The organism is Leclercia sp. 1548 (assembly GCF_050435045.1).
In the GTDB taxonomy this organism is placed as follows: domain Bacteria; phylum Pseudomonadota; class Gammaproteobacteria; order Enterobacterales; family Enterobacteriaceae; genus Enterobacter; species Enterobacter adecarboxylatus.
This window is the reverse complement of the sequence record NZ_JBNDJP010000009.1, coordinates 1-20,298: the sequence shown is the minus strand read 5'-3', so window position 1 is coordinate 20,298 and position 20,298 is coordinate 1. Positions and strand designations below refer to the sequence as shown.

General features: G+C 56.2%; 15 protein-coding genes. 6 read left to right on the top strand and 9 right to left on the bottom strand.

The window, feature by feature from the left end:
* Positions 1–58 precede the first annotated feature (58 nt).
* A complete protein-coding gene (locus tag ABIE02_RS20150; protein ID WP_032615038.1) occupies positions 59–1,708 on the top strand; it encodes an alpha,alpha-trehalase in 1,650 nt (549 codons plus the stop codon).
* A 12-nt stretch (positions 1,709–1,720) separates the two neighbouring features.
* On the opposite strand, the gene ABIE02_RS20145 is transcribed toward ABIE02_RS20150, so the two are convergent.
* On the bottom strand, positions 1,721–3,319 hold the full coding sequence (locus ABIE02_RS20145) for an STY4199 family HEPN domain-containing protein (RefSeq protein ID WP_032615039.1): 1,599 nt from the start codon (positions 3,317–3,319) through the stop codon (positions 1,721–1,723).
* 153 nt (positions 3,320–3,472) lie between these two features.
* Between ABIE02_RS20145 and ABIE02_RS20140 the strand changes: the two genes are divergently transcribed.
* Positions 3,473–4,000 carry a GNAT family N-acetyltransferase gene (locus ABIE02_RS20140; RefSeq protein WP_032615040.1) on the top strand — a complete coding sequence of 176 codons (528 nt, stop codon included), beginning with the start codon at positions 3,473–3,475 and terminating at the stop codon, positions 3,998–4,000.
* Positions 4,001–4,032: 32 nt separating this feature from the next.
* Here the strand turns inward: ABIE02_RS20140 and ABIE02_RS20135 are convergent, their stop codons facing one another.
* On the bottom strand, positions 4,033–4,791 hold the full coding sequence (locus ABIE02_RS20135; RefSeq protein WP_117386016.1) for an SDR family NAD(P)-dependent oxidoreductase: 759 nt from the start codon (positions 4,789–4,791) through the stop codon (positions 4,033–4,035).
* Positions 4,792–4,910: 119 nt separating this feature from the next.
* On the opposite strand from ABIE02_RS20135, the gene ABIE02_RS20130 reads away from it, so the two are divergent.
* The 3 genes from ABIE02_RS20130 (at position 4,911) to ABIE02_RS20120 (ending at position 8,500) form a co-directional block, all read left to right on the top strand.
* On the top strand, positions 4,911–5,810 hold the full coding sequence (locus tag ABIE02_RS20130) for a LysR family transcriptional regulator (protein ID WP_059307004.1): 900 nt from the start codon (positions 4,911–4,913) through the stop codon (positions 5,808–5,810).
* 51 nt (positions 5,811–5,861) lie between these two features.
* Complete coding sequence (gene yhjD, locus ABIE02_RS20125; protein WP_032615044.1) at positions 5,862–6,905, top strand: inner membrane protein YhjD; 1,044 nt, start codon at positions 5,862–5,864, stop codon at positions 6,903–6,905.
* A gap of 272 nt (positions 6,906–7,177) precedes the next feature.
* Complete coding sequence (locus ABIE02_RS20120; protein WP_032615045.1) at positions 7,178–8,500, top strand: MFS transporter; 1,323 nt, start codon at positions 7,178–7,180, stop codon at positions 8,498–8,500.
* Between the two features lie 90 nt (positions 8,501–8,590).
* On the opposite strand, the gene ABIE02_RS20115 is transcribed toward ABIE02_RS20120, so the two are convergent.
* A complete protein-coding gene (locus ABIE02_RS20115; protein WP_059307003.1) occupies positions 8,591–10,633 on the bottom strand; it encodes an AsmA family protein in 2,043 nt (680 codons plus the stop codon).
* A gap of 116 nt (positions 10,634–10,749) precedes the next feature.
* Positions 10,750–11,520 carry a cyclic-guanylate-specific phosphodiesterase gene (gene pdeH, locus ABIE02_RS20110; protein ID WP_032615048.1) on the bottom strand — a complete coding sequence of 257 codons (771 nt, stop codon included), beginning with the start codon at positions 11,518–11,520 and terminating at the stop codon, positions 10,750–10,752.
* A 231-nt stretch (positions 11,521–11,751) separates the two neighbouring features.
* On the opposite strand from pdeH, the gene ABIE02_RS20105 reads away from it, so the two are divergent.
* Positions 11,752–12,681: a sugar kinase gene (locus ABIE02_RS20105; protein WP_032615049.1), complete on the top strand. Its 930-nt coding sequence runs from the start codon at positions 11,752–11,754 to the stop codon at positions 12,679–12,681.
* A 71-nt stretch (positions 12,682–12,752) separates the two neighbouring features.
* On the opposite strand, the gene ABIE02_RS20100 is transcribed toward ABIE02_RS20105, so the two are convergent.
* The 5 genes from ABIE02_RS20100 to murB all read right to left on the bottom strand — a co-directional run bounded on the left by ABIE02_RS20100 (position 12,753) and on the right by murB (position 20,041).
* The gene (locus tag ABIE02_RS20100) at positions 12,753–14,180 is read right to left on the bottom strand and encodes a M16 family metallopeptidase (protein WP_051916086.1); all 1,428 of its coding nucleotides are present in this window, start codon (positions 14,178–14,180) and stop codon (positions 12,753–12,755) included.
* A gap of 225 nt (positions 14,181–14,405) precedes the next feature.
* Complete coding sequence (dctA, locus tag ABIE02_RS20095) at positions 14,406–15,692, bottom strand: C4-dicarboxylate transporter DctC (RefSeq protein ID WP_032615050.1); 1,287 nt, start codon at positions 15,690–15,692, stop codon at positions 14,406–14,408.
* A gap of 158 nt (positions 15,693–15,850) precedes the next feature.
* Positions 15,851–17,857 (bottom strand): biofilm formation regulator HmsP, encoded by a 2,007-nt coding sequence (gene hmsP, locus ABIE02_RS20090; RefSeq protein WP_222128275.1) that lies wholly within the window; start codon positions 17,855–17,857, stop codon positions 15,851–15,853.
* A 196-nt stretch (positions 17,858–18,053) separates the two neighbouring features.
* The gene (gene birA / locus ABIE02_RS20085) at positions 18,054–19,016 is read right to left on the bottom strand and encodes a bifunctional biotin--[acetyl-CoA-carboxylase] ligase/biotin operon repressor BirA (protein ID WP_144884087.1); all 963 of its coding nucleotides are present in this window, start codon (positions 19,014–19,016) and stop codon (positions 18,054–18,056) included.
* Complete coding sequence (murB, locus tag ABIE02_RS20080; RefSeq protein WP_130588105.1) at positions 19,013–20,041, bottom strand: UDP-N-acetylmuramate dehydrogenase; 1,029 nt, start codon at positions 20,039–20,041, stop codon at positions 19,013–19,015. The genes birA and murB overlap by 4 nt, the downstream gene beginning before the upstream one ends.
* Positions 20,042–20,298 lie beyond the last annotated feature (257 nt).

The following is a 20,298-nucleotide window of genomic DNA, read 5'->3' as shown; positions in this document are numbered from 1 at the left end:
AGTAGGTAACCGGATAAAAACAGACCCGAGACAACGCTAACTGGAGGTCCTGACCACCATGTTCAACCAGACATTACGCACTGTAGAGACCGTAGAGTTCGATATAGAACAAGAACTTCTCTACGAAATCGATCCCTGCGAGTTAAAACTGGATGAAATGCTCGAGGCGGAGCCGGAACCTGAAATGATTGAAGGGCTGCCCGCATCTGATGCGCTCACCCCTGCCGATCGCTACCTTGAACTCTTTGAGCACGTGCAGTCGACACGACTGTTTGCTGACAGCAAAACCTTCCCTGACTGCGCACCAAAGATGGATCCGCTGGATATTCTCATCCGCTACCGTAAGGTGAGACGTCACCGGGACTTCGACCTGCGCGAGTTTGTCGAAAGACACTTCTGGCTGCCGGAAGTCCTGTCGAGCGAGTATGTGTCCGATCCTTCCCTCTCGCTGAAGGAACATATCGACAACCTGTGGCCGGTGCTGACCCGCGAGCCGCAGGATCACATCCCCTGGTCATCGCTGCTGGCGCTGCCGCAGGCCTATATTGTGCCCGGCGGGCGATTTAGCGAAACCTACTACTGGGACTCCTATTTCACCATGCTGGGGCTGGCCGAGAGCGGACGCCACGACATGCTCAAATGCATGGCGGATAACTTTGCGTGGATGATCGAACGCTATGGCCATATTCCTAACGGCAACCGTACCTACTATCTGAGCCGCTCCCAGCCGCCGGTGTTTGCCCTGATGGTTGAGCTGTTTGAAGAGGACGGCGTGCGCGGGGCCAAGCGCTATCTGGATCACCTGAAAATGGAGTACGCCTTCTGGATGGACGGCGCCGAGTCGCTGCTGCTCAACCAGGCTTATCGCAGCGCGGTACGCATGCCGGACGGCTCTCTGCTTAACCGTTACTGGGATGACCGCGATACCCCGCGGGACGAATCCTGGATAGAGGACGTCGAGACCGCGCGTCACTCTGGTCGTCCACCCAACGAGGTTTATCGTGATCTGCGCGCCGGAGCCGCCTCAGGCTGGGACTACTCCTCGCGCTGGCTGCGGGATCCGAGCCGGCTGGCGAGTATTCGCACCACCCAGTTTATCCCTATCGATCTTAACGCCTTCCTGTTTAAGCTGGAGAGCGCCATCGCCAATATCTCGGCCTCGAAGGGGGATAAAGAGACGGCAGAGATCTTCCGTCAGAAGGCAAGCGATCGCCGCGCGGCGGTCAACCGCTATTTGTGGGATGACGAAAACGGCTGTTATCGCGATTACGACTGGCGTCGTGAGGAGCTGGCGCTCTTCTCTGCCGCCAGCATCGTGCCGCTCTACGTCGGTATGGCTACCCATGAGCAGGCGGAACGCCTGTCGGATGCGGTAAAAGCTCGCCTGCTGACGCCGGGTGGTATTCTGGCTACCGAATATGAAACCGGCGAGCAGTGGGATAGACCCAATGGCTGGGCGCCCTTGCAGTGGATGGCGATCCAGGGCTTCAAGCAATACGGAAACGACTCCCTGGGGGATGAAATCGCCTGGAGCTGGCTGCAGACGGTTAACCATTTCTACAAGACGCACTACAAGCTGATAGAGAAGTACCACATCGCCAGCAGCCAGCCTCGTGAAGGGGGCGGGGGTGAGTATCCCCTGCAGGATGGTTTTGGCTGGACAAACGGCGTGGTACGCCGCCTGATCGGCCTGTACGGGGAGCCGTAGCTCCCCGTTCTGTCAGCGGATCACGTCATAAATCGCTGTCTGGATCGCCTGCCATTTTTTGGTGCTCTCGTTCGGCTGCGCCTCTGCCCGCCGTGTCGCCTGCTCCATCTCGCGCCGCTGACGTTCAACCACCGCAGGTACGGAACAAAAAGCCTGGAGATAGTCTTTACGCAGGCTCGTCAGCGTTTCGCCTGTTGCCATCACATGGCCGAGGTTGGTAATAAACCGCCGACAGGGCTTCTCCTGGGTCATTTGCAGGCGATAGCGCATCAGCACATCCAGCACCTCGCGATGGTTGGCGGAGAGCGCATGCTCCGTCCAGGAGAGTTTCCAGTCCATCCCCGCTTTCAGGAACAGCAACGCCACCCGGGTGTCGTTGCGGTCTATCGCCGAACGGAAGTTACTCTCATCCCAGGTCACTCCCATCCGCGTCAGCGTTTCACGTGAGGAAGGAGTCTCGCGCATCTCTTCCGCCACCGCCGTCTTCACGGGCGGCGGTGTGTTGGCCGCCTGCGTCGGGGCGCTGCTCTCAATAAGAAGCCAGGCACCCATCATCATAATCCCCATCACCATGACCCCCACCGCGCCCCACAGCACGACCGAGATTAAGTAATCGCGCTGCTCCGGCGTGCGCGCAGGGCGACGGTTCGGTTTATCGATGGTGTCACGCACCTCAAAAATGTCGTCGCCCGTGGCGTTGTTTTTTATCCGTGCGTTCTCCCAGAAGCTTTCCAGCTCATTAACGCTTTCGGCCATCAGTCCCGCCGGGTTCACGGCGGTGCGGCCCTCATTAAATGCGCGCTGAACAGGGGTGGCGATCTGGGTGTAGTAATTATCCAGAAGCAGGATTTGTGTGGAGGTGAGCGGCTGTTGGGCAATAATTTTATTGCGGATCAGCCGGATATCATCGAGGAAGGTCTGTAGCGTTTTACGCGGCTCCACCATCAGCGTCAGCAGAGACGGATCGCTGAACAACGACGAGTAGGAGCGAGAGTACTCTTTTTTATCCACCAGCATCAGGGCCAGCTCGCTGAACATCATGCCGCCGAGGGCGTCGTTACGTTCACCCTGCTGCATCCAGTTGCGTACCCGATCGGCGTTGAACAGCGTTTTCAGGTGGTTATTCAGGCGTGTCGGATCCGGCCACGCCTGCATAATAAGCCCTTTAATCATTAGCTCCAGCGTGCGCACCTGCATCTGCGCGTGCTGCTGTCGGGACTCATCACTGGGCCCCATGTCCGTGCTGTAGGTCAGCAGCGGTTGCTGCAGACGCAGATGTTCAAGCGCCGTCACAAAGCGCGTCGCGGCGATAAGCTGATTGTCGCTCACATCCTGCCCGCTCTCATATTGCGGCACGCGCTGCTGTAATAGCCGCAGTTGCAGGGTGAACTGCGACAGCTCCGCATCATTCAGGTTAAGCTGCTTAGCCACCCTCGCCCAGCCCCCCAGCGCCAGCCTGGCGGAGTCGAGCTGCTCAAGGAACCAACGGGGATCTTTGCCTTCGGCAACGCGCACCTTTAACAGGAGCAGGATCTCCACCGAGGCCTGACGAATAATTCCCAGACAGCGTTCAAACTGCTCGCGGATCACATGCGATTTACTGAGGGTCATCATATTCCTTTATAGGCTGCGCACCCAGGCAGAGGCAGCTGTCGGAGAGTGGTTGTTATTTCAAGTGGTTATACCAGATTAAACATACCCGATAATGGGTACTATTTCAGTGATAATGTTAAAATCATTTACAAAAGCTCGTGGAGATCTGGTATGCCCGTATTACATACCCCGCGTTTGACCTGCTCCCCTGTGCAGGAAGAAGACTGGCCCTTTTTTCTCTCGCTTCAGCAGCACCCCGATGTGATGCGCTTCGTGGCCGAAGCCCGCCCGGAGGAGGCCATTCGCGAAGCCTTTACCGCGCGTCTGCCCGCCTGGACGCCGGGCAGCGACCACTGGCTGTGCCTGGTGGTACGCGATAACCTCAGCCAGATGCCGCTCGGGGTTACCGGGTATATTCATCATGATGATGATTGCGCCGAAGTGGGCTTCTTATTTGCCCCCCAGGCCCAGGGAAAAGGCTACGGCTTTGAGTCCTTGCAGGCAGTATGCGATTACGCCTTCGGCCAGGGAGGCATACGCCGCTTAACCGCCACGGTGACGGCGGGCAACGTGGCCTCGAAACGCCTGCTGGAAAAAGTGGGGTTTGTGCTGGAAGGGGAACTGCGCGAAAGCTACTGGCTGGCAGGCCAATGGCACAATGACTGGCTGTTTGGGCTGTTAAAGCACGAGTACCGCTAAGCGTGCCGCGGGGATCCCTCCCCGGCGACGTTTTACAGGAACATGCCCCCGGAAACTTCAATCCGCTGCGCGTTCATCCAACCCAGCTCATCGCTGAGCAGGGCCGCAATCGCATCGCCGATGTCGTCCGGCAAGCCGACGCGCCCCAGCGCCGTCTGCGAGGCAATCTGCTGGTTAATCTCCTTGTTATCGCGCACGTGCCCGCCGCCGAAGTCGGTTTCAATGGCACCCGGGGCAATAATATTGGCGGTGATCCCGCGCGCGCCCAGCTCTTTCGCCTGGTAGCGGGTAAGCACCTCCATCGCCCCTTTCATCGCCGCGTAGGTGCTGGAGCCAGGCAGGGCAAACCGCGCCAGGCCGGAGGAGACATTCAGGATCCGCCCGCCGTTATTCATCAGCGGTAACAGGCGCTGGGTCAGGAAGAAGGGGCCTTTGAAATGGATGTTCATGACCTCATCAAATTGCGCTTCGGTGGTCTCAACATAGGGGGCATATAAACCGACGCCTGCGTTGTTCAACAAATAATCGAAGCTGCTGCGTTGCCATACTTCATGCAGCTTTTCTTCCACTTGTCTGGCAAAAGTATCGAAATGGGTAACATCCCCGACGTTCAGCTGTAATACCGCTGCTTTCACCCCTTTTTGCTCAATTTCGCGTACAACATCGAGCGCTTCCTGCTGGCTGCTGTTCCAGGTCAGAAGGATCCCGACACCTTTGTCTGCCAGCTTCAGCGCCGCGTTTTTACCTAGCCCGCGGCTACCGCCAGTCACTAATGCAATACGTTCAGTCATAAGAAACCTCATTTCGGCTGTTGTGGTGATTGAGAAAGAGCTTATTAGGTGATAGAAAATCAATAAAGGTAGCTAAAAACGCTTCACTGTTTCACTGCTAACAACAATGAGCGCTTCCTATGGATAAAATTCAGGCAATGCAGTTGTTCATTCGCGTCGCTGAACTGGAGAGTTTTTCCCGCGCAGCAGACTCTATGGGCCTTCCTAAAGGTAGTGTATCCCGTCAGATCCAGGCCCTGGAGAACGGGCTGGGCACCCAGCTATTGCACCGCACCACAAGGCGCGTCAGCCTCACACAGGATGGGATGGTCTATTACGAGCGAGCCAAAGATCTGCTGGCTAACATGGATGAACTGGATGGTCTTTTTTTGCACGACCCTGCCAGCGTCAGCGGAAGGATCCGGGTGGATATGCCTACGGGCGTTGCGCGAAATTTAGTCATCCCCCGCCTGCCGCTATTTTTACAACAGTATCCCGGCATTGAACTGGAACTGAGCAGCAGCGATCGGCTGGTGGATGTGGTTCGGGAAGGGTTTGACTGCGTGGTGCGCGTCGGCACTCTAAAAGATTCCGGTTTAATTGCCCGCCCGCTCGGCAGGTTGTCGGTCGTCAACTGCGCCAGCCCGGATTATCTGTCGCGTTTTGGCTACCCCGACGGGCTGGATGATTTAGCCTCGCATGCCGTGGTGCACTATGCGACGCATCTCGGCACCCGGCCCCAGGGGTTCGAATATTACGACGGCGAATCGACCCACTGGGTCAAGACCGGTGGCGTGCTGACGGTCAACAGCACCGAGACCTACCACGCCTCTGCCATCGCCGGGCTGGGGATTATTCAGGTTCCGCGGGTGGGCGTGCGTGACGCGCTGCGCGCTAAAAAGCTGCTGGAGATCCTGCCGCAGTACCGCGCCAGACCGATGCCGGTGTCGCTTATCTATCCCCACCGCCGTAACCTCTCCCGCCGGGTACATCTGTTTATGGCCTGGCTCACGGACATCATGAAAGCCTACGTTGACTGAGCGCAGGCTATAATTTTAAGGACCTCCCGCTAATCAATAAGGAAAGTGCGCGTGACGCCGGAAAATAGTGAGCAACGCCCCACCCATGATCTGGACTTCGAGCCGATTAAAAAACTGGAAACCAGTCCACCCCAGCCGCCGGCTGAACCTAAAATCACCTCCATACGTAAAACGGGGAGCCTGCTGGACAAGGCGAAGGACGCCTTCCAGCTGATTCAGCAGCAGCCGATGATTGCCCACCTGCTGCGTGCCACCGAGCGGTTCAACGACCGGCTCGGCAATCAGTTTGGCGCGGCGATCACCTACTTCTCATTTTTATCGATGATCCCGATCCTGATGCTCTCCTTTGCCGCAGCGGGCTTCTTTCTGGTCTCCAACCCGACGCTGCTGCAGGATATCTTCAATAAAATTTTGCAGAACGTCAGCGATCCGACGCTGGCCACCACCCTGAAAAGCACTATCCGCACCGCCGTCGAGCAGCGTACCACCGTGGGGATTGTCGGGCTTTTCGTGGCGCTTTACTCCGGCATTAACTGGATGGGCAACCTGCGTGAAGCAATCCGCGCTCAGTCGCGCGACGTCTGGGAGCGCAAGCCGCAGGATGAGGAGAAATTCTGGATTAAATATTTGCGCGACTTCGTCTCGCTGATTGGTCTGCTGGTGGCGCTGGTTATCACCCTCTCTATCACCTCTGCGGCAGGCTCGGCGCAGCAGATGATTATCTCCGCGCTCTATCTCGACACCATTGAGTGGCTGAAACCCGTCTGGCATCTGGTAGGGTTAGGTATTTCGATGCTGGCTAACTATCTGCTTTTCTTCTGGATTTTCTGGCGACTGCCGCGCCACAGGCCACGCCGCAAGGCGCTGATCCGCGGTACCTTTATTGCCGCTATCGGTTTTGAGGTGATTAAAATCGTGATGACCTACACGCTGCCGTCCCTCGTCTCCTCGCCGTCTGGGGCGGCATTCGGCTCTGTGCTGGGGCTGATGGCTTTCTTCTACTTCTTCGCCAGACTGACGTTGTTCTGTGCGGCGTGGATCGCCACCGCCGAGTACCCGGATGACCGGAGAATGCCCGGTAAAACACACCGTTAAGCACCCCATCGGGCTGGATAAGAATGCAATATTTCAGCCCGATTCATCATTTCAGCATATAAATCCAGCCTGTAACTTTTATTTAACCAAAAACCAGTTTTATCCTCTAAGTATTAATTTCTGTGAAGCATTTCATAGATGTGATTTTCCTGGTCTGAAAATTATTCGCTTTTTGCTTCTTTTTTCGCCTGTGGCTGCGTTTGTTACAGATTGAAATGTCGCTTTTGCTGTGCGTAATATGGCCTTTCGTTCGCCAAAAATAAGAAAAGATTATGCAAGCCACAGCCACAACACTCAATTCAGAGCAGGAAAACGCCCCGGTTAACTCGCGCAATAAAGTCGTCGTCGCATCGCTGATTGGCACCGCCATCGAATTCTTCGACTTCTATATTTACGCTACCGCTGCGGTCATCGTCTTCCCGCATATTTTCTTCCCGCAGGGCGACCCGACGGCCGCCACGCTGCAATCGCTGGCAACCTTTGCTATCGCCTTTATCGCACGTCCTATTGGTTCGGCGCTGTTCGGCCACTTCGGGGATCGCGTCGGGCGCAAGGTGACGCTGGTCGCCTCGCTCCTGACCATGGGCATCTCCACCGTCGCCATCGGCCTGCTGCCGACCTATGAGACCATCGGTATTCTGGCTCCGCTGCTGCTGGCGCTGGCCCGTTTTGGTCAGGGTCTGGGTCTGGGCGGTGAATGGGGCGGCGCGGCATTGCTGGCGACCGAGAATGCTCCACCGCGCAAGCGTGCGCTGTATGGCTCCTTCCCACAGCTGGGCGCGCCAATTGGCTTCTTCTTTGCCAACGGCACCTTCCTGCTGCTCTCCTGGCTGCTGACCGACGAGCAGTTCATGACCTGGGGCTGGCGTATTCCGTTTATCTTCTCGGCTGTGCTGGTGCTGATCGGCCTGTATGTGCGTGTCTCCCTGCATGAGACCCCGGTGTTCGCCAAAGTGGCCGCCGCGAAGAAACAGGTAAAAATCCCGCTTGGCACCCTGCTGACCAAACACGTTCGCGTGACGGTGCTGGGTACCTTCATCATGCTGGCGACCTATACGCTGTTCTATATCATGACCGTCTACTCCATGACCTTCAGCACCACGCCAGCGCCGGTGGGCCTGGGTCTGCCGCGTAACGAAGTGCTGTGGATGCTGATGATGGCGGTGATTGGCTTTGGCGTGATGGTGCCGATTGCCGGGCTGCTGGCTGACCGCTTTGGTCGTCGCCCGAGCATGATTGTCATCACCTCACTGATTATTCTTTTTGCGCTGTTCGTCTTCCCGCCGCTGCTCGGTTCCGGTAATCCGGCACTGGTGATGGCGTATCTGCTGATTGGTCTGAGCCTGATGGGGCTGACGTTCGGCCCAATGGGCGCGCTGCTGCCAGAGCTGTTCCCGACGGAAGTGCGTTATACCGGAGCGTCATTCTCCTATAACGTCTCCTCGATTCTGGGTGCCTCTGTGGCACCGTATATTGCCACCTGGCTGCAGGCGAATTACGGTCTGGCTTATGTTGGATTCTACCTCGCGGCAATGGCGGCACTGACGCTGATTGCCCTGCTGCTGACCCACGAAACCCGCCATCAGTCCCTTTAATGTGAAAATGCCGGGCGGCGGTTACGCCTTACCCGGCATTGATTCATTCCCAGGCCCGGCAAGCATCGCGCCGCCGGGTTCTATCCCGCACTATTTCTTCATCTGCGACAGAATGACCTGACACTGATTGGCCTGCCCTTCGGATGGGGAGATAAGCGCCAACAGGGCCGCCGCTGGCGTCACCAGTGTTGCCAGCGCCGCCGCCACCGCACCGCGTGCAATCAACGGCCCCGGTTTCACCCCAGCCTGCGGATCCTTGAATGGACCACGCACATATAGCGGTGAACGCAGGGTAACAATGCGAATCCCTTTACTTTCTGGGTTGATGGTCAGATCCAACTGCTCCGAAGCCATGCTGGCCGTGCCGGTAACGTTGATAACGGCATTTTCAGTATCAAAGGCAAAGATCCGCGGACGGGCGACGCCATTTACCAGCTCGATATTGGCCGCCGCACAGTTGACCCGCACCTCATCGTCACCAAAAATCTGCCCAACCAGGAAGTTGCCGACGTTAAGCCCCAGAATCTCCATCAGGTTGCGGCTGACCAGTCCATCGTTCATCAGCAGCTTCAGGTTACCGTTACCGTTGCCCAGCAGGGCCGCGACCGAGTTACCCACGCCGCGGATGGTGGCATCGCCGTTCATCTCCCCGAGGGTTTTCTGCATCAGCTCCACATCGGGCATCAGCTCTTTAAGCTTCAGCCGCCGGGCCTGGATCTCCGCCTGGCCGTGCATCGGCTTCTTATCCCCTTCCAGCCTGATGTTGGACGAGATCGTCCCGCCCGCCATGCCAAATTTCAGCGGCTTCAGCTGCAGGTCGGCATTTTTAAGAATGATATGGGTCGAGAGATCGCTCAACGGCAGGCTGCTGCCATGCTCGATTCGGCGTCCCTTGAAGCGGACATCCGCATCCATCACGTCCCATTTGTCCGTTTCAAAGCGGTCGTTAGGCAGCACTTTCCCTGACGGCGGCGCCTCTTTTCTGACTTTCTGCGCCTTAGTGCCTTTACCGGAGTCTACGCCAATCAGCGGCCCCAGATCGGCCAGACGCAGCTGACGTGACTCCAGGTCGCCTTCCAGCTTCGGCCGTGGTTTGCCGGTGCTGTAGGTCAGCGAGCCATGAATATCGCTGTCACCGATCCGGCCCTTGAAGTCACGGTAATCATAGACAGACGACTTTTCAGGATCGATTTTCGCCACCAGATGACCATCGGTTTCAAACGGTGGTGTATCCGGGAGCAGTACCCCGGTCAGTTCGTACAGCTCGCCCAGCGAATCCCCGGAGAACTTGAGGCGCAGATCGACCCCACCCATTTTCATGGGATCGCTCACCGTGCCGACAAAGGCCACCCGGGTGTTGCCGGAGCGGAAATCTGCCTGTACCGGGAACGGTGTGCCGTCGCCACGTAGCGCCAGCATGCCGCCAATTTTTCCGCTCCCTGTCAGAGGCTGTTCGTTGTAGCGCCCCTCGGCTTTCAGTCCAAAGACGTAATCGCCTGGCTTGCCCTTCTCATCTTTGCCTTTCTCGCCAGTGACTTCGCTGAAAGGCAGCGCTTTACCCAGCGGATCAACGAAGATCTCGAGATCGGCTTTGCTCACCGCATCGTCAATGGCGATACGCCCGCGATCAAAAAGAATGTTGTCGAGGCGGAACGACCAGGATGAGGGCTGCGCGGCGGCATCTTTGTCTTCGCTTTTGGCGAAATCAAAAGTCCAGTTGTTGGTTTTTTCCGACAGGCGGATGAGCCGGGCATCGGGTTTCTGGAGTTTGATCCATGGCAGATAGACGGTTTTTGTGAGCAGTGCCAGCGGGGCCAGGGTGGCTTCGACGCGCGGCAGATGTACCATCGTCACGGCAGGGATATCGGGCGGATTGCCGAGAATCACGTCGTCGGCATGAACATGCGGCCAGGGTATCCAGCTACGCCAGCCCGTTTCGTCTTTCTGACGTTCCCATACCACACCTAGATCGCCGCGAATGGCAAATGGGCGGTTGAGTTCAGTCGAGACTTTCTGGTTGATGGTCGGTTTGAGGCGGTTCCAGTCAAATGTCGCGATCACGACAATGAGCACCACAATCAGCAACAAGAAGACCCCCCCGGACCAGGTGATAATCTTCGCTGTTTTTGTCATCCCATAATTCCTTTTTTACCTTGCCAGTCATGAATATAGTTTAGACGAGGAAAAAAGGAGCGGCAGCGTCCGGTAATAACGCGTTAACCACGCGCTATTATGGGAAGCAGCCGGGGTTACAGGGTGATGATAACGTTGTCGAGCGTCTCCATTGGCACCGGGCGGGAGAGGAAATAGCCCTGCGCGGCGGCGGCAGGTGAGTTTTGCACATCGCGCCACTCTTCCAGCGTCTCAACGCCTTCGACGATCACGCCCTGACAGTAGCGGTTCATCAGCTGCAGCAGCAGGGTAAACAGGTTGCGACCTTCCGGGGTCTGACGCAGCATAATGAACAGATCCCGCGCCACTTTAATGTAGTCGTAACGCACTTCGCTCAGGGCAGAGAAGTTCGCCATGCCGGTGCCAAAATCGTCCAGCCACAGAGGACCAAATTCGCACATGCTGGCAAACGAAGAGTCCTGCGGCAGACGTACGTGCTCCACCAGCTCAAAGCGCAGCCACGGCAGATTCTGGATCAGCTTCTGCAGGCTCTCGTCCTGACGCAACGCCAGCAGGGTTGGGCCATCGACGTTGACCGAGGCCAGAATGCTGTTCTCGTCAAAGAAGTCCTGTTTTGCCGCCAGCATGCTGAGCTGCTCTTCGAGGATATCCAGACGGTGGCGCACGGGCAGTTGCGCAAAATAGCGATCCGGGGCGATCCGCTGTGTCGGGTTTGACGGATGGGTCACGACGGTCAGGATCTCGATCGCCATCAGTTTACCGTCGGTGCGGTAAATGGGCTGAAAAGTATAAGCACGCTCGCATTGCAGCCAGTAGCGATGCTCCTGTAAGTTCTCAATACTTGCCTCAGGGATGCTCAGCAGCTGGATGTCCTGCCTTAACTTCATTTCAGATATCCTGTTGAATGGGGAGAGCCTGTCGGGACTGGTCAAAGGATTATCGGCCCCGGATAAGAGAACTTTATGTTCGGTTGTGGACGAAAATGAAAATCTGAGATCTGAAACTCACCCAAAACTTGTCCGGGTTCAAAAAAATAATGGAACGTCGTTTTAATACAGTTGACCACTCCCGACTGCCAGCGCAAACTAACGCCAATTTCACTATTTGGGTTCATGACTATGTCCAGGAAAATTGCCGTGATCGGCGAATGTATGATCGAACTGTCCCAGAAAGGCGCGGAAGTGAACCGTGGCTTTGGTGGCGATACGTTAAACACCTCGGTGTATATTGCCCGTCAGGTTGATGCTGACGCGCTGGCAGTTAACTACGTGACTGCCCTGGGCACAGACAATTTCAGCCAGCAGATGCTGGACGCCTGGCAGAGTGAAAACGTGGATATCTCACTGACTCAGCGGATGGAAAACCGCCTGCCGGGTCTCTATTACATTGAGACCGACAGCACCGGCGAGCGTACCTTCTACTACTGGCGTAACGAGGCCGCCGCTAAATTCTGGCTGGAGAGCGACAGCGCTGCCCATATCTGCGAAACGCTGGCCCACTTTGACTATCTCTATCTGAGCGGCATTAGCCTGGCGATCCTTAGCCCTGAAAGCCGTGAAAAACTCTTCTCCCTGCTGCGCGAATGCCGCGCTAACGGCGGGAAAGTGATTTTCGATAACAACTACCGTCCACGTCTGTGGGCCAGCCGCGAAGAGACACAGCAGGTCTATACCCGGATGCTGGAATGCACCGATATCGCCTTCCTGACTCTCGACGACGAAGATGCCCTGTGGGGCGAAAAGCCGGTTGATGAGGTGATTGCCCGTACTCAGGCGGCGGGTGTATCTGAAGTGGTCATTAAGCGCGGAGCAGACTCTTGCCTGGTGGCTGTTGCCGGTGAAGCGACTGTTGAGGTGCCTGCAGTGAAGCTGGCAAAAGAGAAAGTGATTGATACTACCGCGGCGGGTGACTCCTTCAGCGCCGGGTATCTGGCGGTTCGTCTGACGGGTGGTACGCCGGAAGCGGCAGCGCAACGCGGCCATCTGACCGCCAGCACGGTGATTCAGTATCGCGGCGCGATCATCCCGCGGGAAGCGATGCCACAATAACTGCGGTCTGGTGCCCTCTCACACAGGGAGAGGGAGCATAAAAAAAGGCAACTTACGTTGCCTTTTTGCTTTTATTGCGCTGGCGCCATAATCCCATTCCAGGTCGCCTGTAGATCCTTCATGTCGTATTCCGGCTCGCCTTTTGGCTGCATCAGAATCAGCGACATATCCTGAGAAAGCTGCTGACGCAGATCCTGGCTCAGCATCTCCGCAGTCAGGCTGTTAAGGAAGTCCTGACGTAGCTTCTGATACTGCTCCGGTGCGATATCCACCACCTGGTTTTGCAGGGAGCGAATACGCTGGCTGATCAGAATATCGGTGTCAGTACGGGCATAAGTGGCGAACAGTTTTTGCAGCTCAAGGTTTTTCTGCGCCACCAGCGCGTTGAACTCTTCTTCGCTCAGGCCGTTATCGCGTACCTTCGCCAGCTCTTTAGCGACCAACGCCATATTGGCGTTCAGCTTGTCGCCCGGCGACTCTACGTTAATGGCGCACTGGGCGCGCTGGAACAGCACCCGGCAATCAAAGCCGAGACCGATGTCCTTGACGTTGCTCTTACTCAGGCTTTGTTGAACATGCCAGAACAGCGCCTCACGGGCTAAATCGGCACGCCAGTAGCGCAGCAGCGCAGCAGATTCACGAATCGGCTGCCACGGGCTGTCCCACATAATAGAAAGTCGGTCCTGGCGCACGGCATCGGTCATGATGCTGACCGGCTCTGCGCGCAGCGGCGACAGGGTGGGGACTGGCGCAGGGGTGCTGCGTTTGCCCTTCAGCTCGCCAAAGGTTTTGCTAATCTGTTCAATCACCGCGCGGCTATCAACGTTGCCGACCACAATCAGGGTCATGGCGTCCGGGGTGTACCAGTTCTGGTAGAACGATTTCACCTGCTCAATATCAACCGGTTGTTTCAGCGGCTCCGCCGGATCGTGGCCCAGCAGCGCAGAGCCTTTCAGTCGATAGCGCCACCAGCCCTCTTTGGTATCTGCCGGCCAGGTCGCCACCATATCGCTGTTGCTCAGGGCGTAATTCACCGTTTCAGGCGTAATCGAAACCTTACCGGCCGTATCAGACAGCCAGGTTAATGCCTCTTTGAGCAGATCGTTACGGTTGTTTGGCAGGCTGAGGTTAAACATGGTGTAGTCATAGGAGACGACGGCTGGCGGCAAAGGACGCTTAGGATCGATACCCTGTTGCCACAATGAACGGACCTGTACGGCCTGCAGACTGCCGCTTTGGGTCAGCGCCAGACGGGGAAGAAAATGGCTGAAACCGCTCTGTTGCGTACTTTCGGTCAGGGAGCCGGTATTGACGGAAAGGCGGATTTCAATGCGGTCGCTGGGGCGTTGGGGGGTGGCTAAAACCTGCCACTGAAAACCGTTCGCCAGCGTACCCTGTTGCCAGGCCGGGTCAGGCTGGAGCGCGTCAGCCTGCACATAACTGGCTGCTGCCATCATGAGCAAACCGCCGGTTAAGAGTCGAATTTTTGTGCCCTGCATGTGAACCCCTGATCAACATTCCTGGTTACAAAGAGTGCCACACGCCCTGTCGCACTCTAAAGATAATGTTCAAAACACTCCGATTAGACCGCGCGTGAAGCGAAACGTCACGGCAAGAAGTGAAATATACCCGAAATAAATCTTATCCAATTATGACAAGTATTCAGGGCCATTATGCGCAGGAGCCCGCACCCCGACAAGGGAATGCGGGCCTGAGGGAAGATTTTAGGAGGACAAACCCTGTGTTTTGCCGTCTGGCGCACGATTATTCAGCGTATCGTCGAGTTTTTTATGGTCCAGCTCTTTCACCCACTTCGCCACCACGATTGTCGCCACGCCGTTACCCACCAGGTTAGTCAGGGCGCGCGCTTCGGACATAAAGCGGTCAATACCGAGGATCAGCGCCAGCCCGGCTACCGGCAGGTGCCCTACCGCAGAGATCGTTGCCGCCAGCACGATAAAGCCACTGCCCGTCACCCCTGCCGCCCCTTTCGAGGAGAGCAGTAACACCACCAGCAGCGTGATCTGATGGAAGATATCCATATGGCTGTTCGTGGCCTGCGCGATAAATACCGCCGCCATGGTCAGATAGATCGAGGTGCCATCAAGGTTAAAGGAGTAGCCGGTGGGAATAACCAGCCCCACAACCGATTTACGGCAGCCCAGCTTTTCCATCTTGTCGAGCATGCGCGGCAGTGCAGATTCCGACGAGGAGGTCCCCAGCACGATCAGCAGCTCTTCGCGGATATAGCGGATGAACTTAAAGATGCTGAAGCCCGTCGCGCGGGCAATGCTGCCCAGCACCACCACCACAAACAGGATACAGGTGATATAGAAGCAGATAATCAGCTGGCCGAGCTGCACCAGGGTGCCGACGCCATATTTGCCAATGGTAAAGGCCATCGCCCCAAAGGCCCCGATCGGTGCCAGGCGCATAATCATATTGATAATGCCGAAGATGACCTGAGAGAAGCTTTCAATCACGTTGAAAATCAGCTGACCTTTGCTGCCGAGACGATGCAGGGCAAAGCCAAACATCACGGCGAACAGCAGCACTTGCAGAATGTTACCGCTGGCGAAGGCGCCAATTACGCTGCCGGGGATCACATCCAGCAGGAAGGCGACCACGCCCTGGTCCTTCGCCTGATCGGCGTAGACCGCTACCGCTTTTGCATCCAGCGTGGAAGGATCAACGTTCATGCCTGCGCCCGGCTGCACCACGTTCACAATCACCAGGCCAATGATCAGCGCGAGGGTGCTGACCACTTCAAAATAGAGAAGCGCCACCGCACCCGTGCGGCCTACGGCTTTCATGCTTTCCATGCCTGCAATACCGGTCACGACGGTACAGAAAATAACCGGAGCGATGACCATCTTAATCAGCTTAACGAAGGCATCGCCAAGCGGTTTCATTTGGGCGCCTAATTCAGGGTAGTAATGGCCAAGCAGAATGCCGATGGCGATAGCGGTTAAGACCTGAAAATAAAGACTTCTGAAGAGAGAGGTTTTCATAAGATGTCCTTGGGAAGAAAAACCGCAGGCAGTGTAGGGTTACTGCTCACCTGCGGCCTTAAAATAGCACCCAATAATCAGGACAAATAGAAGCTCATACTGAATTTGAAACACAAATGTTAAGAAATTTGAGCTGGCTCGCACAAACCAGCAACAATTCAGTCATCAGTGTGATGGTCATTCTGGCGAAGATAACGGCTTTCAAAAATATCGTGCGGTACGGCTTTTGCAAAAAGATACCCTTGTCCGCACTCAACCCCCGCATTTGCCAGCCAGCTCCGCTGGGCTTCGGTTTCAATACCCTCAGCGATGATTTCCAGCTTCAGGCTGTGCGCCATCTGGATAATCGCCTCAACCATGCTGCTGTCGTCAGGCAGGCCGTCGACGAAGGCCTTGTCGATTTTCAGCACATCTACCGGCAGGGCCTTCATGTGCTGCAGTTGACGCAGCCCGGCATACCCCATGCCGAAATCATCCAGCGCAATGCGCACCCCGGCATTACGCAGCGGGCGGAGTATCGCCACGGCTTCGTTAGGATCGTCGATCCGGCGGCTTTCGGTGACTTCCAGAATCAGCGTATCAGGCTGGATACGGTAGCGCTTGATAAGCTCCAGCAGCTCCGGGACCATGTTCGGGTGCATCAACTGCAGCGCCGACAGGTTAACCGACAGCGGCATCATCACCCCCCGCGATTGCCAGGCAGACAGCACGCGGCAGGACTCTTCCAGTACCCATTGGCCTACCGTCACCATCAGGCCGCAGTTTTCAATCCGGTCGATCAGCCCTTCCGGCAACTCCCAGCTACCATCCGCCTGACGCATCCGCAGTAGCGCCTCGGCACTCTTCACCTTCCCTGTATGCAGCTCGACCTGCGGCTGCAACCAGATAGCAAAATGGTTGTGGTCCAGCGCGGTCAGGATATCGTTCTCTTCTGACAGTCGCTGCTGCGCCTTTTCCATCTGCTCGGGTTCGAAGAACTGGATCTGATTCTTACCTTTCTGCCGGGCAGTGAACGCGGCGGAGAAGGCCCGGCGGAAGAGCTGTTCGGCGGTCAGGTTGCCATTAAACATGGCGATGCCAATGCTGGCGCTCGGGCGCAGCTGGATCCCCTGGACCGGCAACCGTTCATTCATAACAGTGAGCACTTGCTGACCCAACGTAATGGCGTGCCACGGCTCTTTGACGCCATTGGCGATAATGACAAAGTCATAGGCGCTTACCTGAGTCAGCACCATCCGCGGCGAAAGCACGGATTTGAGCTTTTCGACCAGCGTCAGCAGTACCATTTCCCGCTGGCTCTCTTTTAGCACCCCTGCGGTGTCCTGTAAGGTCTCGCAGGCCACCACCATCAGCGCGAAGGTCTGCTGGCGTTTCACCGCCTGCTCCAGCAGCGCCATCAGAAACGCCTTGTTGGGCAGATCTGAAACCGCGAAGCGGGTGGCGTTGTGGTTAAGTTCTTCGTGCTGGCGCATCATGCGCTGCTGGTTCAGGTTATAGCTGCGTATCAGCATGCCGATTTCGTCGTCATGGTGCAGACGCGGGACAGGTAACTGATGCCCCACCTGTTGCTGCGGCGAGAGGGTATCCAGCTCACGGGCAATCTTGCGCAGCGGATGGACGATCAACCTGTTGATGCACCAGGTCAGCGCCACGGTCAGCATCAGCGTCAACAATAAGTAAGTGGTTACCAACGTTGAGACCCAACTGATCACGAATTTGTACATTCGCCAGGAGTCAGATTGCAGTACCAAATAAGCCAGCGGCTGTGGGTTCGCCGGACGTTGCAGGGAATAGACCGGCAGGGAGATTTGTACCGGCATCTCAAACAGACGCTTGACCATCACCGGCACCGGACGCTCCGGGATGAAGTTCATGCGCAGCGCCTGGAACTGATTGGGCAGCACGACATCCGCCTGGCTGACAACGCCTGCCGGCTTGATGCTCTTAATGATGGATTCTGCCTGGGGAATGTCGCCCTTCAGAATGGCGGCAGAAAGTGGCTCCCGGATAGAGCGAGCAATGCTTTCGAGCTGCGTAGCCGTGTTATAGCGATTCTGCTGAATGGCATGAAACAGCAGAATGACGCAAAAGACGAAAACAAACACCATGGTGACGGCTGTTACCATCGCCATTTGTTTGATAGTTAAAGAGCGGCTGACACGCAAAATGAATCTCCAGAAACGCGAAACGCAGGTTAATCAACTGTTACCCCGCTGCTTTCAGAGTATACCTTATCGTGATGTGTTTAAGAGAGTGTAACCAACCGTTTAGGGATTATTCTGGTTCCCGCTCCGTATAGAGTATGGAGCGGTTGCTCAGGGTGGTTACAGCCCCGAATGACAAGGGCTGTGGCCTGACACCTTATTCGGCGCTGCGCAGTGATATTTCGCCGCCAACCCAGGGTTTGATGATTCCCTCTTGCTCCAGCAACAGTGCGCCTTGCTCGTTAATACCGCGCGAGATGCCGTAGATCTCTTTATCACCAATGATTAACTTTACCGGACGATGTACAAAATTATCCAGCTTCTCCCAGCGAGGCAGGAAGGGTGAGAGTCCCTCCTGTTCGAAGGTTTTCAGCGAGTGACGCAGTTCGTTAATAACCTGCACCGCCAGGACGTTACGATCAATGGCGATCCCCGCTTGTTGCAGATTGATCCAGCCCTGGTTGATGTCCTCCGCCTGCACGTTACGCATCATCAGGTTGATCCCGGCACCCAACACGATCTGCGCCGCATCGCCGGTTTTACCCGTCAGTTCAACCAGAATACCAGCCAGTTTGCGATCCTTTAGATAGAGATCGTTTGGCCACTTCACACGCACGTCCTCGGCACCGAGAGATTGCAGCACTTCGGCCAGTACAATTCCAATCACCAGGCTAAGACCAATGGCAGCAGCCGGACCTTGTTCCAGACGCCAGTACATGGACAGGTAAAGGTTAGCGCCAAAAGGCGAAAACCATTTCCGTCCCCGGCGTCCACGTCCGGCATGCTGGTACTCAGCCACGCAGCTGTCGCCAGACTTCAGTTCGGGAAGCCTGTCGAGCAGATACTGGTTGGTAGAGTCAATCACCGGCAGCACGGCAACGCTGTTATCGGCAATCTGGCCGTGGATAAAGGTTTCGTCCAGCAGTTGAACCGGCTCTGGCAGGCTGTAGCCTTTACCCGGTACGGTAAAGACATCCACGCCCCAGTCACGCAGGGTCTGAATGTGTTTGTTAATGGCGGCGCGGCTCATTCCCAGCCGTTCACCAAGCTGTTCACCGGAATGAAAATCGCCGTCGGCCAGAATGGCGATCAGCTTCAGGGGGACGGTATGATCTTTCATGTAATGGTCTCTACTGCGTTCACTTCGCCATGATGCCCGATAAAGCGCACTTCCGGCTCCAGCCAGACGTCAAACTTCTCACCCACACGTTGGCGCACCTGATGAGCCAGCTGTACAACATCATCGCTGGTCGCATTGTTTTCGTTAATGAGTACCAGCGCCTGTTGGCGATGCACGGCCGCGCCGCCACAGGTGGTGCCCTTAAGCTGACACTGATCGATCAACCAGCCAGCGGCCAATTTGACGCTGCCATCCGCCTGTGGATAGTGGGGGGCATGTGGCCACTGAGCCAGCAAAGTTTGCGCTTTTTCGGCGCTAATCACCGGGTTTTTAAAGAAGCTTCCGGCATTACCGTTCACTTTTGGATCGGGCAGTTTGCTCATTCGCATCTGGCAAACTGCCGCAAAAATCTCTTTTGCAGTCACGGTAGCGGGATCCAGACGGGTTAAATCACCGTAAGAGAGGACCGGCTGCCAGTTTTTTGTCAGGCGCAGACCGACCGCGACGATGACATATTTGTCCTGATATTCATGCTTGAAAATGCTGTCGCGATAGCCGAAACGGCACTCATCAGCTTGTAAACGACGCGTTTCACCGGTCGCCAGCTCGATGCAGTCCACATATTCACAGACATTTTTGAGTTCGATGCCATAGGCGCCGATATTCTGAATAGGGGATGAACCGGCGCAGCCAGGGATCAGGGCAAGGTTTTCCAGCCCCGGCATGTTGTGTTCGAGGGTAAATTGCACCAGATCGTGCCAGTTTTCTCCGGCACCCACGTGCAGTCGCCAGCATTCCTGCGTCTCTTCAACCGCAATACCGCGGATACGGTTAACGATCACCGTGCCGGAATAGTCTTCCAGAAAGAGAACGTTACTGCCCTCGCCCAGAATAAGAACAGGTTGGTGGTGTTGCGTTGCATGATTCCATGCGGCCAGCAGCTGCTGCGCATTGTCGGCTCGCACGATCTGTCGGGCATTTCGGTCAATACCGAAGGTATTCCAGGGCTTAAGGGAGTGATTCATAGACGCTATCCAGATGCAAAAACCGGGATAGTTTACCCCATTGGGTGATCTTTGTCGGCTGGAATTGCCGGGCGGCACAGCGTGACCTGCAGGCCGGGGAAGGCGGAGCCGCCACCCGACCGGTTTCAGTATTTCAGGGTTTTATGGCCTGAGGGTTTCGTACAGACGACAAAAAACCCCGTACCTTGCGGTACGGGGTTTCCGATTTGATGCCTGGCAGTTCCCTACTCTCGCATGGGGAGACCCCACACTACCAT